The following is a 15,706-nucleotide window of genomic DNA, read 5'->3' on the forward strand; positions in this document are numbered from 1 at the left end:
GGCACATCGCGGCCGGTAAATGGTCAGCGCAAAAATACATCAACATGGCGCCGCTCTACCAAGAGCAGAACCAAGCACACGGAGCCGTCGCCTGAAAACGAAAGTGCGAAAGATATTTGACACTACCGGCGCTCAAGAACGCTCCCAAGAAGTTGAGTGTCCGGGGGTTGCCTGGCTTCCAGGCGAAAGCCATTTTCAGCCTCTGGTCCGCTGATCTGGATCAGCGGGCGTTTCATCGGAACCGATTTCACGCCCAGAACTGCTCACTTCTTGAGTGGCCGCGCATCTTTGGGGGTTCAATCAAAGTGTCCGATGCGCTAGTCGACGATGCTTTCGCAATAGGTGCGCGCGGCCGCCAGATTGGCGTCGTCAGCTTGAACTTCAATGCGAAGGATCCGGCCATTGGCGCGGGTCAGAATGGCGAGACTGCAATCCTGGCGCGGCGCGGCGGATTTGTCTGCCGTGAGGGTCTTCCGATTGACTGATGACCAGTAATACACCAGCTCTTTCGGGTCGGATTGGGTGACTGTGAGCGGATCCGTACCGGGCGGAACAGCCTCAAACCCGATCACCTGATCGGGTGGACCATATTTCAGGAAGAAATCAGCAGATGGTTTGCCGATGAAGCGGCTGTCGAGCCGGGGACTGGACGATCCGCCGGCGCATGCAGTGACGGACGCCGCCAGGGCGAGGATGCACAAAATTCGCATGGGCCTCGAGGTCTGCACCGTGGTTGACACCTCAGCAGAATGCCATGACGCGCTGTCCCGGTCGACAAGACTGTGCCGCATCGGCAACCTTGACCCCAGAATCGCACCTGATAGGTCAGATGATTTGAAGTTGAAGCGACGGGTGGAGGCGCTGCAGGTTCTTCAGGGATTTCGACTGCCAGGGGATCGACTTCGAGCCCAGAACCTCAATCGCTATACTCGGCTTCTTGCGGACTTCGATGGTGAATTTCGCTAGCAAGTTGATCCCGGAGCTGTTCAGGAACTCAAGCCCGGTCAGATCCAGGCAGATCGCTTCCGGGTTCGAATTCAAAACGTCGTTCATCAGGGACAGGATCGGAGCATATGCTTCCGTACCGGACAACCGCATGGTGCCCTCATAATGAATTTTGGCTCCCTCCACCCAGACACGATAGTCGTTGGTGCTGATTTCCATAATTGTTCCGTTCCTTGAGAAACTTGCGAAACTCACGAAAGCGCAAAAGCCGCGACCGTGGTCAGTTGAACCCTTCCATTTGCATGTTCGGCATCAAAACGCCAGCCTAGACGTGCGTCGTAGTCGTTCATGAGCGTTAAAAGTCCAAGGCCCGATCCACCGGATTCCGGGTCCAGGGCATTTGCTTCGATCCGCTCCAGCAGAAGCTCGCCCGGATCCCGCCCGAGAATGCCATCCAGATAGGTCCTGAACTTTTGTGCCGCTTCTGCACCGATCACATTTTGGATTCGCGCCTCGAACCGATGGTCTTCCAAAGAGCAGGTGACTTCGATGTCACCGGTCTCCCTGAACTTCACGGCGTTTTCCAGAATCTCGTTCAAGATATAGCCGATGCTATGGCGGGCATCGACCATGTCGATTGAGGGGCCGGCGGCCCGGGCAAAATATTCGCCCAAGAAATCGGAAGTGGTTCCGCAATGATGCCAGCCGATGTCCAGCTTGTCCGCCACAAGAAGAACGCGGTATTGGCGGGCGTGTTCGCTGTTTTCAAGTTGGGTAAGCCCCAGAGTGTCCGCCATGGTTTACCTGTGCTTTAGAACAACAAGAGTAATATCATCATAAAGTTTATGCGATCCGATGTGATCCTTCACATCCCGGATGATCGCAGCTGCAATTTCCTTGGCGCTCTTGTGGCTGTTGGCCCTTGCGCAGTCCGACATTCGATCAAACCCGAAGAATTCCCCGTCGGCATTTTCAGCTTCTGTGATCCCATCCGTGTGCAACAGCAGCACATCATCCTGGTTGAAGTCCAGCGTCATGGTTCCCAGGAAGGGTGAAATATCGGCCTCCAGGCCGACGGGGAAACCTAGATCCACTGTATCGATCCGCTCGACGTCGCCATTGGCGCGGATGAGAAGCACCTCTTCATGCTGGCCCGACACGGTGACCTTGTTGTCCTCGTAGTCGACAAAGGCGAGCGTCATGTGTTTGTCGGAATCGGTGCGTTCGATGTTCTTGAACATGCTGCGATTGACGACATCGAGGAACGCAGCAGGGTCGTCGCCGCCCTTTTCCTGCAGCGCACGGGCCACCGATTGGACCATCAGCATCAGCACACCGCTCTCCAGACCGTGCCCGGTGACATCGCCGATGCCGATCTTGATCCGGCTGCCATTCTGCAGGACGTCGTAATAGTCACCGCCGACCTCATCGGCCGGTTCCATGAAGGTGGCGATCTCAACATCTGGAATGTTGTCGAGTTCGGTTGCCTTGGGCAGCACCATCTCCTGAATGCGTTTGGCCACATCGAGTTCCGCCCCAAGCCGCAGGTTTTCCGTCTGGAGGCGTTTGTTCAGTTCGACGATTTCCCGATTGGCGGTCTCGAGTTTGGCGGTGCGCTCCTCGACCAAGTTTTCCAGATTGTTAGTGTAAAGGCTCATCTCCTCGGCCATCCGGTTGAAGGCCGTTCCAACCGCCCCGACTTCATCCTTGCTCGGGATCTGGACGCGCACCGAATAGTCCTTGTTCTGGAGCGCGCGCGCGGCGCCCGCCAGGGCGCTGAGACCCGCAGTGATCCGTCCGGAGATGGCGTAGACAGCGACGAAAACGATTACGAGGCTGATCAAAAGGGCCGCGATCTGCCACTGCACGATGTTGCGTGTCGCATCGGAAATCTTTTCCTGCACCTCGCCGAGCGTCTCGTACATTTCCTGTTCGGAAACCAGAAAGCCGAGGGTCAGGCTCTCCGCGACAATTGTGGAGCCGTTCCACAGGTTGACCGGATCGAGGCGTTTCAAGACCACGATGTAGTTCTGCGGCCCGCCTCCGGCATCGATTTCGATCGTGTCGATTATGGTGTTCGCATCGGTCGGCAGAAGGAGATTGGAAATGGCGGGATACCGGCTCTGGTTCAAGAAGCGGTTGATGCCGGTAACGCCCTGGCCGGCGGCATCGACCGAGATCAGGCCGAGCGTTTGGGCGCCGGCATCGCTGACGGCGATGACGTTGCCGGCGGAACTGGTCAAGAAACCGAACCCAGTATCGGCGATCTGAACGTTCTCCACGAGCTGGCCGAACTGATCAAGGGTCACATCTACGGCCGCCATGCCGGCCACGTCGGTCCGATCCTCGGTCCAAAGCGGCTGGAAGAAGCTGACGATGAGTGCGCCGGTGATCGCGTCGATATAGGGTTCGGTCGCAACAATGTCCCGGGCCACGGGGCGCGAGGCGGGTTCGCCGATCCACGCCTGCCAACCCTCATAAACACCGGGAAAGAAGAAATCCCAGAAATTGGCTTCGTTGTGGCCGGGGTAGAGACGGTCAAAGGTCTGCGCCTGGGTCGTGTAGGGGGTCGTGCGCATGATCGGCGTGTCTTTGGGGCCGACATAATACATTTGGAGCTTGTTGGAGCCGGAGGACATGAGGGCCGGAGCGATCAGGTTGAACGCGGCGCTGTCGATCACCTCCTCCTCGGCACCTGGAAGCAGGTTCCCCTGATCATCCAGAAGGTACCCCCAGATACTGACCACGGACGGGCCGGACAGGTTCTGAGCCCAGCCGCCCTGCGGATCGAATGTGATGTTCTGGTCGCCAAGATCCGGATCGCTTTCCACGGCTTCGCCGATGCGGATTTCGGTTTCAGGGTGATCGATCAGGGACTGGAGCGAGCTGCCCAGCACCTCGACTTCCGAATAGGTCTGATCCAGAAGAAGGTTCGTTCTGAGCGCCGTCGTATCGATATAGGTGTTGAGATATTCCTGCGTTGCCTCGGTCAAACCCTGGCTGACGGTCTCTGTCGCATCACGTGACAGGCGCTGAACGTTCCAGATCGCCACGCCGCCGGCCAGCATGATGTCGAACAGCACCGCCGCTCCGACGACGAGCATGAACTTCGCCCGGAAGCTGTGGCGCGACAGCGGGGTGATTTCTTCCGGCTGCCGGGTCTCAGAGGACGAAGCGGTTTGCAGCATCTGGCTCATAGTGGTTTGCGTCCCGAGGCCGCCCAAATGGGCCAGCCCGCATATCCTTTCGGATGCAGGGCGGCGAAGATGTGATCCTGAAAGCCCTTCCGGAATTCGGCTATCTGCTCAGGACTGTCACCGCGCTCGACGGCCATTTGCCCGGCATAGACATCCTCCCAGGATTGGATGATGTCGGCGAAGTCCTGCGGATTGCCATCAAGGTTCGTGACCATGAAGCTTTCCATGAGAATGTCGTCGAACCCGGCGTCGAGCAGGTAGCGGCGGCTTTTGGGACCGAGTTCGATGTCCATGTTGAAATGAGCCCAAAGCTTTGCAAGCTCGGTATAGGTTTTCTGGATGCTGTCCGCGCGCGGTTCGCCCAGGCAATGGGAGTTCTTTTCGTTGGTGATATAGACCCGGCCACCCGGTTTGCAGATCCTGAAGAGTTCGCGAAGGATCAGTTCCGGACGATCGAACACCTGCAACGCGTGCCGGCAGGTGACAAAGTCGAATTGATCGTCCTCGAGCAGCATGTCCGACGCGTCGCCGTAGACATAGTCGATCCCCTTGATCCCGAATTCCGCCGCGACCTCGCGTGCATAGGCAAGGCTGCTTTTGGAATGGTCGAGCGCGACGATCCGGTCCGGCTCGTATTCCTTCTGCATCAGCACGGCGAAATCACCGATGCCGCAGCAAATATCGGCAACCAGCATGTTGGGCTTCAGGCCGTGCCGGGCCAGCATGGTCTTTTCATGGTGCCAGGTCAGGTTGGTTTGGGTGCGCAGGATCGGGATGAACCCACCTTCCTCCAGGAAATTCTGACCGGGATAGAAATCGCTGTCGTACTCGCTGACGACAATGGCTGGTGCCTGGTCCTGCAGCGAGGAAAATTTCTGCGTGGCCCAGCCGACGACGCTGGATGTGGTCACGTGAATGTTCAGGTCGGGACGTTTTGCGACCGTGTCCAGCAGAGTTTGCGCAAGGGCCTTGAAGGCCACGTTGTTCATCCGCACCAGCCGCCGGACGTTGAGGTAAAGCCGCCCGCGGGCGCGCTGAGCGGCCCCTTTCAACTCATCGAGGCAGGTCGAAAGCTCCTCGGCACGTTGCGGGCGCAAGGCGCCTTGCACGGCAAATTCCTGGTTGTTTTCATTGAACTGCCAGGAAAAGCCCCGATTTTGAATCGCCGTGTTGGTCAAGACGTCTCGTCCTCGATTTCAAGATCCGCGAGGATGCGGATCCGCTGATTGGTGGGATCTGTTTGGAGGGACAGGCGGGCATCGTAATTCAGGGTCAGTTCCAGAATGCCGAGACTTGGATCGAGCCCTTCGGTTTCGAACAGGCACCGGAAATAGGCGTCCCGTGCGTTTGCGGTCTGCGCCTCGGCGACCGCCGTTTCATAAAACCGGGTAACGGTGTCGCTGCTCGGCATGTCGACCTCAATACGGTCGTGGGACCCTTCGCGGAAAAACCGGCAGACCAGCGGCCCGTTGTCACCGTGAACCCGGAAAATGGTTTCCAGTAATTCGTTCAGCGCGGACGAATACAGATTGGCGAAAAGCAGGGAGTCCCGGCGGTTGCTGCTGACCATCTTCGACACATAGGTGGACATCAGGTCGCAGTTGTCCCAAACCCTTGAAAAATCTTCGATATCGACGTCGAGTTCGAGCATGCAGTTGGAAACGGGGGAGGTGGTCTGGCTGGCGATCATCGGCTCAAATCCGCCCTGTCGAACCTATTAGCGGCCGGGCAAAAAAAAAGTGTTCCTGGAATTGGCCAATCATAATCTTCCCCCTGAGATGCGCTGTGATTTGAGGATCGGGCGCAAACCTTGCGTCATCGCTAATTCATGTATTTAACAGAATGGTGTCATTGGGCTGGTATGTACTCACAGATTAGACCCGGGCCGATGACCGGTTCCGGAAATCTCCAACAGATTGCGTAATCTTGCGCAAAACTGTGCCGGATGCGCAACTAACAAATCCTTAGGATGCCGGGAATAGGCGTCGCTGGTGACCCAAATCTGAATGCCGTCTGGTTCCGTCGCGTTCTTTGAACCAAGGTCAAATCGAAGGATATGATCCGCAAATCCGTTTGCTGAAGTAGTCTCGGAATGGAAACTCTGTGAGGGGCGCGCGCAATATTGCCATCGGGATTGTAGTGGCCCGAGCCAAATAAAAGATCACGGTTAGGACCTGAAAGTGAACACTGAAACGATGACCAGTGAATTGGAAACACTGCGTTCGGTACTTGAAAACCTCCGCGCCGAACACGCCGATCTTCAGCTCCTCTACGAAGCCACGATAGAACATGGCGAAGCGGTGGAAGACCAACTGGCCGAAAGCAATATCCGGCTTCAGCTAATGCAGGACCGGCTCACCGCCGAACTGAACGATGCCGGGCGCTATGTCCAATCGATTTTGCCCGACCGGCGGATCAAGGATCCGCAGACGGATTGGCTGCTGGTGCCGTCAACGGAACTCGGTGGCGATTCGTTCGGTTATCATGACTTGGACCAGGACCATTTTGCAGTCTATCTGATCGACGTTTGCGGGCATGGTGTTGGCGCCGCGCTGCTGTCGGTCTCGATCATCAACGTGCTGCGGGCGAGCGCGCTTCCCCAAACGGATTTCAAGGACCCGTCAGAGGTCTTGTTCAAATTGAACAATGCCTTTCCGATGGAACGTCAGGACAACATGTTCTTCACCATCTGGTACGGGGTTTACCAGCGGTCGGCGCGCCTGCTCCGGTTTGCCTCGGGTGGGCATCCGCCCGCCATTCACCTGAAGGCGGATGGCGGATTTCAGATGCTCGGAACACCGGAAGGCATGGTGATCGGGGCCATCGCCGATATGACATTTGAACAGGGCGAGGCCGAGATCCGGCCACAGGACCGTTTGCTTGTCCTGAGCGATGGAACATTCGAAATCGATGTGCCGGGGCAGGGGGTGCTGTCGGTCGAGGATCTGGCCAGATACGCATGTGCGGTGCCGGACGGTGTCACCCCGGCGTTGTTCGAGTGGATCGGCTCGCTTGCACACCAAGCGGCCCTCCCGGACGACTACACCATGGTGGAACTCCGGTTTTAGGATCCAAAGGCGGGAAACAGAAGGTGGCTGCGCATGCATGTGTGCCGGTCCGCCTTAGGGTGCTTCCGCGCCCGTGTCCCGGCTGGGCACCGGCAATCGCACATGGGTCACATTCGTGCCGGTTTGGCGGGTGTTGGTGACCGAATCCGCCAATTGATGAACGAGAAAAAGCCCGAGTCCGCCGATTTCCCGTTGTTCGGCGGATGCCGTTCCGAACTCCACTTCCCGCGCGATTCCCGCATCAAATGCGATGCCGTGGTCCGTCAGGGTGACGTCGGCATGGCGGGTGTCCAGCAGGATCTCCAGCCGGATCTGATCCGCCGTGCCGTGCGGATAGCCGTAGCTCACGGTGTTGGTGAACAACTCCTCCACCACCAGGGAAATGGTCCGGCGCAGATCGTCGCTGGCGCCGGAGCGTTTCGCGAACTGGTCGATGAAGGCGTAAAGGGCCAGAAGGCTGTCGAGCTTGTTTTCGACTGTGATCTGGTCGCTGCTGATCTGCATCCCGCCGGATCCGTTCTGCGGCCTACCTGCCGGTTGGAAAACTCATGTCGCGTTTGCCTTAGAGGCGCCGGAATGGACGAGCGCTTCCGCTTCGCTATCGGCAACGGTGACGATCTTGAGAAACCCGGATATCCGCAAAACCTCAAGCACGGAGGCATTGACGCCGAAGAAGACCAGCTTGTGGCCTGAGGGCGCCAGTTTCTTTGCGACGATGAGGATGGAGCGCAGGCCGAAGCTGGTGACGTAGTCGACGCCGCCCATGTCCACCAGCAAATGGGCGGGTCCGTCCGCCAAAGCGCCGTTCAAATGGGCTTCGAAGTCCTTCGCGGACAAGGTTTCCAGTTTTCCAACCGGACAGATGATGCGAATCCCATCTTCGAACCTGTCGGTGATCGTCAGCAGTGTTGTCTCGGTGGTCATCGTTTCATCCATAAAACTGGCGCGCGGCACCGGTCCGTGTTGGTGTCAAGCCTTGTCGCGGGCATCGGGTGAAGGAAACATGCCCGGGTCTGGCGCTGTCAATCTCCCAAGTTTGTCGATATCCGAAAGGATGGACCTTTTTGTAATTTTCTTGAAGGCAACGCCATGCAAAGCTTGGCTCAATCCAATGGCATATCGGCAATGCGGGGCATCAAGGCATGGCGGACGAAGCGGCGGTTCCTGATCTGGACGATCCGCGCTGTGGTATCGGCGAGGCGCCGCTCCCCGACGGAGCCGCGCCGGATGACTTCCGTGACACGGCGCTGTTCGAACAGCTTGAAGGCGAATTCCGCAAGATGGAAGTCGACGGTCCATCGGCCGTCAACTGGAAAATGCTGAATGAGAAAACGCTCGACGTTCTGTCAAATCAGTCGAAGGATCTCGTGCTCGCAACTCGCCTCGCCTATGGCCTTTACATGGAGGAAGGGTACGGCGGGCTTGCAGTTGGCGCGCGCATCCTCAAGGGCATGTCGGCGTCTCATTGGGAGACCATGATCCCCCCGCTGCGACGCGAACGCGGACGGGCTGGGGCTTTTGACTGGTTTGCCGAGAAGCTCGCGGTTGTGGTCGAGGCTCATCCGCCGGAAGCCGCTGATCTGACCAAGGCGCTATGGGCTCACGATGAAATCGCCGGCCTTGACGCGACGCTTGAGCAGAAATTCACGACAGCGTCTGCCGCACTCGGCCCTTTGATCCGGGCCCTCCGGCCTTTCGCGAAGGAGGCTCGATCGGCGCTTGAGGAAGCGGCCCGCAAAAAGGCAGAGGCCGAAGCAGCCGCGGCGGCCCGGGAAAAGGTGGAAGAGGCAGCTTCCCAGGCGGCCGAGTCCCAGACCGATGGTCCCCAGACCGCGTCGTCGGACAGCCAGCCGGAACCGGCAGCGTCCGGGGCCGCGGCACCGCCGCCGTCTCCCGCGCCCCCTGCTCCGGCGTCGGCCGCGCTGATGGCGGCACCGGCGATTGCCGCTGACGGACCGTCCTCAGAAGCGCTTCAATCTCTGTTCAACGCCGCCTCCAAGATCGCCACGGGCTTGCGGCAGGAGAACCCCGCCGATCCGGGCGCCTATCAATGCAGCCGGTTTGCCCTGTGGGGCCGCATTCGCCAGACGCCGCCGAACCAGGCAGGAAAGACAGCGCTGCCGCCGCCGCAAAAGACGAGAGTCCAAGAACTGGCCGCCTTGAAGGGCGCGGCAAATCATCAAGGCCTGGTCCAAAGCGCTGAGGCCGCCTTCGTCTCCGCGCCGTTCTGGCTGGACGCGCAGCGCCAGCTTCACGAGGCCATGACCGCCCTTGGACAGGATTATGAGTCGGCGCGCCTGGTGGTCGAAGGGGAATTGGCCGCGTTCTTGAAGCGGTGTCCGGGGCTGTTGGATTTGAGCTTCAGCGATGGAACGCCGTTCGCGGACGCAGCCACCCGCGCGTGGATCGCCGAGACAGTATCGGCCGGCGGCGGCGCGGCGACCCAGGCCCCGGACGGTCTGGAAGGCGCCGTGTCCGAAGCGGCGGCCCTCATGCAGGCGGGCAAGCTCTTGGAAGGGCTTGGTCTGATGAAGGCGCATGCATCGGCCTGTGCCCAGGAACGGGACTGGTACCGCGCCCAGGTGCGGCAGGCGGAACTGTGCCTTCGTTTTGAAATCATGGGGCCGTTGTTCGCCCTTTGCGCGCGTTTGCTGGCCATGGCCGAGGAGCGGCAGTTGATGCGCTGGGAGCCGGATCTGGTGGTTGGGCTATGCAGGGTCTATTGGCAGGCGCTGCAGCACAAGAATGCGCGCCAGTATGTTGCCGACGCAGAGGCCGTAGCTCTGAAGCATAAGGTTATGGAAACCATTTCGACATTGGATCTGAGTGCAGCAGCAGAATTGACAGGGAAGAAATAGCGGTAATTCCGTTCTGTTTGCGAACTGGTTGGAGAAAGTAAATTTCTGCCGGTTAAAACAATTGACACGAAGCGCACTTAACAAGGCACTATCGTCTGCACGAAGTGACCGGATGTAACGTTTACGGAATGTCGGACAGCCTCTGGGCGAGATGTGAGGAGAGCCTATGTCGAAAGAATCTTCGGTTGCCCCCAAGGAGCGGGTCAATATCAAGTACAAGCCCGCGACGGGAGACGCCAAGGAGGAGGTCGAACTGCCGTTGAAGATGGTGGTTCTGGGCGATTACACACTGCGCCCGGACGATACCCCGGTCGAGGATCGCGAGCTGATCAACGTCAACAAGGACAATTTCAATGAGGTGATGAAGAGTCAGAACCTCGCCTTGGATATGTCCACCGACAACAAGCTGGTCGATCAGGTAGAGGGCGAAGAGCCCGAGAAGATGACCGTATCGATGAAGTTCGAGAGCCTTGCCGATTTCTCACCGGAAGCCGTGGTCAAGCAGACACCGGAGCTGAACAAGCTTCTGGAACTGCGCGAGGCTCTGGTGGCCCTCAAAGGCCCGCTGGGCAATGTGCCCGCGTTCCGAAAGGCGATCCAGAATGTGCTTGGCGACGAACAGGCCCGAGACAAGCTCTTGGCCGAGTTGACCAACGCCACCGGCAAGCCATCCGGGGATGCCAGCTGACCGATGCCAACTGACCGGCAGGCGGCGCCGCGCCCCGCGCGCTGCCATTCTGCCGGAACAGCCGCCATTTGCCGCAACCCTTCGACGGGAGCAATGAAATGTCCAACACCGATACGCAGCAACAGGCTGGGGTCCAGACCGAAGAACTGGATGCGTCCCTGCTCGACCAAATCCTTCAGGAAACCAAGCTCGCTCCGACCGACGACGGCTACGACGTTGCCCGCAAGGGGGTCGCCGCGTTCATCTCCGAACTGTTGAAGCCAACGTCCGGCGAAACACAGGTCAACAGCGCGGCGATCGACATGATGATCACCGAGATCGACAACAAGCTGAGCCAGCAAGTCGATCAGATTCTCCACCACGAGGATTTCAAGAAACTGGAATCCGCCTGGCGCAGTCTCAAGTTCCTGGTCGACCGCACGGACTTCCGCCAGAACATCAAGCTGGAGATGATGAATGTCTCCAAGGATGAACTCCTTGAGGATTTCGAGGACAGTCCCGAAGTCGTCAAATCCGGCCTTTACAAGCACATTTACACTGCCGAGTACGGTCAGTTCGGTGGTCAGCCCGTGGGCGCCGTGGTGATGAACTATGACTTCGGCCCGAGTTCGCCCGACATCAAGCTTGCCCAGTATTGTGCCAGTGTCGGTGCCATGTCCCATGCTCCGTTCATCGCCGCGGCGTCCCCGGCCATGTTCGGTGTCGATTCTTTCGAGGAAATCCCGAACCTGAAAGACATGGAATCGATCTTCGAGGGACCGAAATACGCCAAATGGAATTCGTTCCGCGAATCCGAGGACTCCCGCTACTTCGCCCTCGCCATGCCGCGCTTCATGCTGCGCACGCCCTACGGGCCGGAGACCACTCCGGTCAAAGCCTTCAATTACGAGGAGGAATCGGGCAACAGCAGCGACAACTACCTTTGGGGCAACGCGTCGTTCGCGCTGGCCTCGAAACTCAGTGACAGTTTCGCGAAATACCGTTGGTGCCCGAACATTATCGGCCCACAATCGGGGGGCGCGGTCGAGGACCTGCCGGTCCACACCTTCGAGGCGATGGGGCAGCTTCAATCCAAGATCCCAACCGAAGTTCTGGTATCCGACCGGAAGGAATTCGAGCTGGCCGAACAGGGCTTCATCTCGCTGACCATGCGCAAGGGCAGCGACAACGCGGCCTTCTTTTCGGCGAACTCCGTCCAAAAGCCGAAATTCTTCGGGAACACGGCCGAAGGCAAGGAGGCAGAGCTCAATTACAAGCTCGGCACGCAGCTCCCCTATATGATGATCATCAACCGTCTGGCCCACTACATCAAAGTGCTGCAGCGGGAAAATATCGGCAGCTGGAAGGACCGCGGCGAACTGCAGACCGAGCTCAACAACTGGATCCGCCAATATGTGTCGGATCAGGAGAACCCGTCGGCGGATGTCCGCTCGCGCCGGCCGTTGCGCAAGGCTTCGATCACGGTCTCGGATGTGGAAGGCGAACCCGGCTGGTACAGTGTCAGCATGGCCGTTCAGCCGCACTTCAAGTATATGGGCGCGGACTTCACGCTGTCCTTGAAGGGCAAGCTGGACAAGGCCTGAGCCTGATCAGGCCGTAACTCAAATGCACTGGGGCGCCACACATGGTGCCCCTTGTTTTGCAAGGAGGACCAGTCGTGCCGGTGAGCCTTTTCCAACGCCTAGAAGAGGACATCACGCTGGGCGACTTCAGGTCCCCCGACGAGGCGCAAAACGCCCTGATGGACAGCGTCCTTCAGGATTTGCGCGTCTTGTTGAATTCGATGGCCGGCTGTTGTGAGATCCGGCCCGACTATGGGCTTGCGGATTTCAACTCCGTTTTCCAAAGTCATCGAGACACGGCGCAGGAGCTGTGCCGTGACATAGAACGTCAGATCCGTGTGTTCGAGCCACGCCTGAAAAACCCAAGGGTTCGCGCCGTGGACGATCCGGACCGGCCTCTTGAGTTCGTGTTCAGTGTCGAGGCCCAACTCGAATATGCGGGGCGTTCCGTTCGGGTCCGGATCGATTCGGTATTGGACAGCAGCGGGCAGATGCGCGTCACCGCCTAATGGGAAGGAGCCCTCTCGGGCATGTCGGTCAATTCCTACTATCGGGATGAACTGAGTTACCTCAAGGAGATGGGGGCCGTATTCGCACGGGCCAACCCGCGCCTGTCGAAGTTTCTCGCCGACGATCCGATGGATCCGGATGTCGAGCGGTTGATGGAGGGCTTTGCGTTTCTGGTCGGGCGTCTGCGCCAGCGGCTGGATGCGGAAATGCCGGAAGTTGTGCAGAGCTTGCTCAAATTGATCTGGCCGCATTATCTCAGGCCCATCGCGCCGATCACGACGGTGAAGTTCAAGCATGCGACCGGCGTCAGCGAATTGGCGATCAAGGTGCCGAAGGGCACGCAGGTCCAGACCGCGGTCGTCGATGGACAGGCCGTGCCGTTCCGCACGACCATGGACCTGGTGGTCCTGCCCTTCGAGGTGAAGGACCTCAAATTCGAGAACCGGAAGGAAAGCGCGCAGCTCGATATCGGGTTTTCCAAGTCGGCGGGGGCCGGACTTCAGGCGTTGGAGGCGGGGCCGCTTGTGCTCTATCTCGGCGGCCAGGCGGATGGCACGACCTCCCGGCAGCTTTTCCTGGCCCTGATGGAGCGCTTGCGCTCGGTTCAGATCGTTCCGAATGGGCAGGAGCCGATCGAAGCCGATGTCACGATAGAGCCGGTTGGCTTTCAAGCCGCCGAGGCGACGCTTCCCTATCCGCCGGGCGCCTTCGAGGGGTTCCGGATCATGCAGGAGTATTTCGCCTGCCCGGAAAAGTTCATGTATGTGCGGGTGGCCGGGCTGCAGAAATACGCCTCCATCCAGTCCGACGGTTTCCGGCTGGTGTTCAATTTCAAGCAGGCTCTGGCGGATGTGACCCGGATCATGCCCTACCAGATCCAGACCAACACAACCCCGGCAATCAATCTGTTTGAGGCCGAGGGGCAGGCCTTGATGGTCGAGCACGACCGAACCGAGTATCCTGTCCGTCCGGTCGGCGGTCCCCACATGCGCAGCGTTCATGAGGTGATTGCGGCGACCGGGTGGGTCCAGGGGTCGAACAAGCGCGTCACCTATGACCGGTTCGAGTCCTTCAGCCACGACGCCGCTGGCCATGACAAGCTGTACTTTCGCACCAGCATCCGTCCGTCGGTGCTCGGCAGCGGGGTGGAACACTATATCTCGTTCCTGACGCGTATGAACCAGACCGGAGTTCCACCCACCGAGACCATTTCCCTCTCTCTTTTGTGTTCAAATGGCCCGCATGTGTCGAACTTCGGTGTCGGCGCGGTCAATCAGCCGACTTCCAGCACGCCGGCCAAACTTGTCTTTTCGAACATCACGCGCATTCAGGGCGAGGTGCCGCCGCCGCTGGACGACCGCGTTCTTTGGACCTTGATCGCAAATCTGTCGCGCAACTACGCCTCGCTCATCGATGTCGATGCCTTGCGCACCGTGATCGGCGCCTATGACTTCCGGGCGTTGGTTGACAAGCAATCCGCGCTTCAGCGCGATCAGCTCTTGCAGAGTTTTCAGAGCTTTCAGCGCAAGGGGGTCGACATATTCCGCAATGGACGCCCCGTGCGTGCCTATGAACTCGTTCTGCGCTTGGCGGAAAGCGCCATGGGTGGAGAGGCGGAAATGTATCTTTTCGGTTCGGTTCTGGACCGATTCTTGAAATCCTATGCGAGCATCAACAGCCTTCACCGCCTGACCCTTGTCGGGACGGATGCGAACGCGACCCTGAAATGGGCCCCGAAAGAGGGGAGCGCTGCGCATCTATGACGGTTCAGGGTCAACCCGAAACACTTGAGGACGTGGACCGGGCCGCCTCGATGGCCCTGTCGCATCATCTGGCGCAAAGTCAGTTTTTCCAGATGGTCCATCTGATCGGGTTGATCCATGCGGATTTGAGCCAGATGGGCCCCGGACACGACCCTGCGGGGGAGCCTGTCCGGTTCCGCGCGACCCGCTCCTTGAGCTTCGGGCGCAGCGATGTGTCCCAGGTTGTGTATGACGCGGGTGCGAACCGGTTTGAGATCCGCGTTAATTTCATGGGGCTGTATGGTCCGGCGTCGCCGATGCCGCCCTATCTGACCGAGCGGATCATCGAGAGGGACGAGGCGCCATCCTCGCTCGAAGACCTGCTGGACATTTTCAACCATCGGCTCATCACGCTGCTCTACCGCATATGGGAGCGCTCCCGCCACCACATCCGCTACCGGGCAGACGGCCTCGACCCGACCTCGAAGTGTTTCCTGGCGCTGTGCGGGTTTCCCATCGAGGACCGGGCGCGCATCGGATCGGTGTCGCGTTCCGCGCTGTTGCCTTATGCGGGGTTGATGTCGCTCTATTCGAATTCGGCCGCCGCGGTTTCGTCCATGTTGTCCGGGTTTTTCGGGATTCTGTGCGAAATACTCGAATATGCGCCGCGAAAGGTTCTCCTGGATGCGGACTCGCGTATAGCCTTGGGTGTGTCGAACACACGGCTTGGGCGCGACATGATTTTGGGAGAGAGCGTGGAGGACGACCTTGGGAAGTTCACTGTGCGTCTCGGCCCCGACCGGTTCGAGACGGTAGCCCCATTCTTCCCGGGTGGACGCAGACACCATGAGATCGGCGAATTGCTCGCAATGGTCGTGAGCGATCCGCTCGACTGGGATGTGGAATACAAGATCGAGCGCGATACGATTTCTCCGGCCGTTCTTGGCGGTGCAAGGCTTGGGGTCTCTTGCTGGATGGGGTCGGAGCAGGGCGACTATCTCGAGACGCCGATCCGCCTTGCCCCCTTTCACTCAGCCGGCGCCGATGCCGGATTGGAGCAGGGGGCTCCGCCCGAGAGGGAACGGACCGGACGCACGAACCAATTGGAGGCCTTCACGTGAGCGCCGAACTCACCT

The 15,706-nt window shown here is 59.1% G+C and carries 15 protein-coding genes; 7 read left to right on the plus strand and 8 right to left on the minus strand.

Annotated elements, in window-relative coordinates:
- Positions 1–317: 317 nt before the first annotated feature.
- The 6 genes from F0184_RS07245 to F0184_RS07270 form a co-directional block, all read right to left on the minus strand.
- Positions 318–710, minus strand: a complete 393-nt coding sequence (locus F0184_RS07245) for a hypothetical protein (protein ID WP_150495518.1) — start codon at positions 708–710, stop codon at positions 318–320.
- A gap of 115 nt (positions 711–825) precedes the next feature.
- On the minus strand, positions 826–1,164 hold the full coding sequence (locus F0184_RS07250) for a slr1659 superfamily regulator (protein WP_150495519.1): 339 nt from the start codon (positions 1,162–1,164) through the stop codon (positions 826–828).
- Positions 1,165–1,196: 32 nt separating this feature from the next.
- A complete protein-coding gene (locus F0184_RS07255) occupies positions 1,197–1,742 on the minus strand; it encodes a slr1658 superfamily regulator (protein ID WP_150495520.1) in 546 nt (181 codons plus the stop codon).
- Between the two features lie 3 nt (positions 1,743–1,745).
- Positions 1,746–4,133 carry a SpoIIE family protein phosphatase gene (locus F0184_RS07260; protein ID WP_172972053.1) on the minus strand — a complete coding sequence of 796 codons (2,388 nt, stop codon included), beginning with the start codon at positions 4,131–4,133 and terminating at the stop codon, positions 1,746–1,748.
- 5 nt (positions 4,134–4,138) lie between these two features.
- Complete coding sequence (locus F0184_RS07265) at positions 4,139–5,320, minus strand: class I SAM-dependent methyltransferase (protein WP_244299049.1); 1,182 nt, start codon at positions 5,318–5,320, stop codon at positions 4,139–4,141.
- Complete coding sequence (locus F0184_RS07270) at positions 5,317–5,832, minus strand: hypothetical protein (protein ID WP_150495522.1); 516 nt, start codon at positions 5,830–5,832, stop codon at positions 5,317–5,319. The genes F0184_RS07265 and F0184_RS07270 overlap by 4 nt, the downstream gene beginning before the upstream one ends.
- Before the next feature lie 490 nt (positions 5,833–6,322).
- Between F0184_RS07270 and F0184_RS07275 the strand changes: the two genes are divergently transcribed.
- Entirely contained in the window at positions 6,323–7,210 is an 888-nt protein-coding gene (locus tag F0184_RS07275; protein ID WP_150495523.1) for a PP2C family protein-serine/threonine phosphatase, read from the plus strand.
- 54 nt (positions 7,211–7,264) lie between these two features.
- Here the strand turns inward: F0184_RS07275 and F0184_RS07280 are convergent, their stop codons facing one another.
- A complete protein-coding gene (locus F0184_RS07280) occupies positions 7,265–7,714 on the minus strand; it encodes an ATP-binding protein (protein WP_150495524.1) in 450 nt (149 codons plus the stop codon).
- A gap of 42 nt (positions 7,715–7,756) precedes the next feature.
- Entirely contained in the window at positions 7,757–8,134 is a 378-nt protein-coding gene (locus F0184_RS07285) for an STAS domain-containing protein (RefSeq protein WP_172972022.1), read from the minus strand.
- A gap of 218 nt (positions 8,135–8,352) precedes the next feature.
- Between F0184_RS07285 and tssA the strand changes: the two genes are divergently transcribed.
- From tssA to tssG, 6 genes are all read left to right on the plus strand, one after another.
- Positions 8,353–10,068, plus strand: coding sequence for a type VI secretion system protein TssA (tssA, locus tag F0184_RS07290; RefSeq protein ID WP_150495526.1), 1,716 nt, complete (start codon positions 8,353–8,355; stop codon positions 10,066–10,068).
- 166 nt (positions 10,069–10,234) lie between these two features.
- Positions 10,235–10,756 (plus strand): type VI secretion system contractile sheath small subunit, encoded by a 522-nt coding sequence (tssB, locus tag F0184_RS07295; RefSeq protein ID WP_150495527.1) that lies wholly within the window; start codon positions 10,235–10,237, stop codon positions 10,754–10,756.
- A gap of 98 nt (positions 10,757–10,854) precedes the next feature.
- A complete protein-coding gene (tssC, locus tag F0184_RS07300; protein WP_150495528.1) occupies positions 10,855–12,339 on the plus strand; it encodes a type VI secretion system contractile sheath large subunit in 1,485 nt (494 codons plus the stop codon).
- Positions 12,340–12,413: 74 nt separating this feature from the next.
- Positions 12,414–12,827, plus strand: a complete 414-nt coding sequence (tssE, locus tag F0184_RS07305) for a type VI secretion system baseplate subunit TssE (protein ID WP_172972023.1) — start codon at positions 12,414–12,416, stop codon at positions 12,825–12,827.
- 21 nt (positions 12,828–12,848) lie between these two features.
- Positions 12,849–14,591, plus strand: coding sequence for a type VI secretion system baseplate subunit TssF (tssF, locus tag F0184_RS07310; RefSeq protein WP_150495530.1), 1,743 nt, complete (start codon positions 12,849–12,851; stop codon positions 14,589–14,591).
- On the plus strand, positions 14,588–15,691 hold the full coding sequence (tssG, locus tag F0184_RS07315; protein ID WP_172972024.1) for a type VI secretion system baseplate subunit TssG: 1,104 nt from the start codon (positions 14,588–14,590) through the stop codon (positions 15,689–15,691). The genes tssF and tssG overlap by 4 nt, the downstream gene beginning before the upstream one ends.
- The last annotated feature ends 15 nt before the right edge of the window (positions 15,692–15,706 follow it).

Origin of the sequence: Roseibium aquae (genome assembly GCF_008711285.1) — a bacterium.
GTDB classification, from domain to species: domain Bacteria; phylum Pseudomonadota; class Alphaproteobacteria; order Rhizobiales; family Stappiaceae; genus Roseibium; species Roseibium aquae.

Coding starts and splice junctions, on each gene's coding strand:
- F0184_RS07245 (WP_150495518.1), bottom strand. CDS start 710: ATGCGAATTTTGTGCATCCTCGCCCTGGCGGCGTCCGTCACTGCATGC.
- F0184_RS07250 (WP_150495519.1), bottom strand. CDS start 1,164: ATGGAAATCAGCACCAACGACTATCGTGTCTGGGTGGAGGGAGCCAAA.
- F0184_RS07255 (WP_150495520.1), bottom strand. CDS start 1,742: ATGGCGGACACTCTGGGGCTTACCCAACTTGAAAACAGCGAACACGCC.
- F0184_RS07260 (WP_172972053.1), bottom strand. CDS start 4,133: ATGCTGCAAACCGCTTCGTCCTCTGAGACCCGGCAGCCGGAAGAAATC.
- F0184_RS07270 (WP_150495522.1), bottom strand. CDS start 5,832: ATGATCGCCAGCCAGACCACCTCCCCCGTTTCCAACTGCATGCTCGAA.
- F0184_RS07280 (WP_150495524.1), bottom strand. CDS start 7,714: ATGCAGATCAGCAGCGACCAGATCACAGTCGAAAACAAGCTCGACAGC.
- F0184_RS07285 (WP_172972022.1), bottom strand. CDS start 8,134: ATGACCACCGAGACAACACTGCTGACGATCACCGACAGGTTCGAAGAT.
- tssA (WP_150495526.1), top strand. CDS start 8,353: ATGGCGGACGAAGCGGCGGTTCCTGATCTGGACGATCCGCGCTGTGGT.
- tssB (WP_150495527.1), top strand. CDS start 10,235: ATGTCGAAAGAATCTTCGGTTGCCCCCAAGGAGCGGGTCAATATCAAG.
- tssC (WP_150495528.1), top strand. CDS start 10,855: ATGTCCAACACCGATACGCAGCAACAGGCTGGGGTCCAGACCGAAGAA.
- tssF (WP_150495530.1), top strand. CDS start 12,849: ATGTCGGTCAATTCCTACTATCGGGATGAACTGAGTTACCTCAAGGAG.
- tssG (WP_172972024.1), top strand. CDS start 14,588: ATGACGGTTCAGGGTCAACCCGAAACACTTGAGGACGTGGACCGGGCC.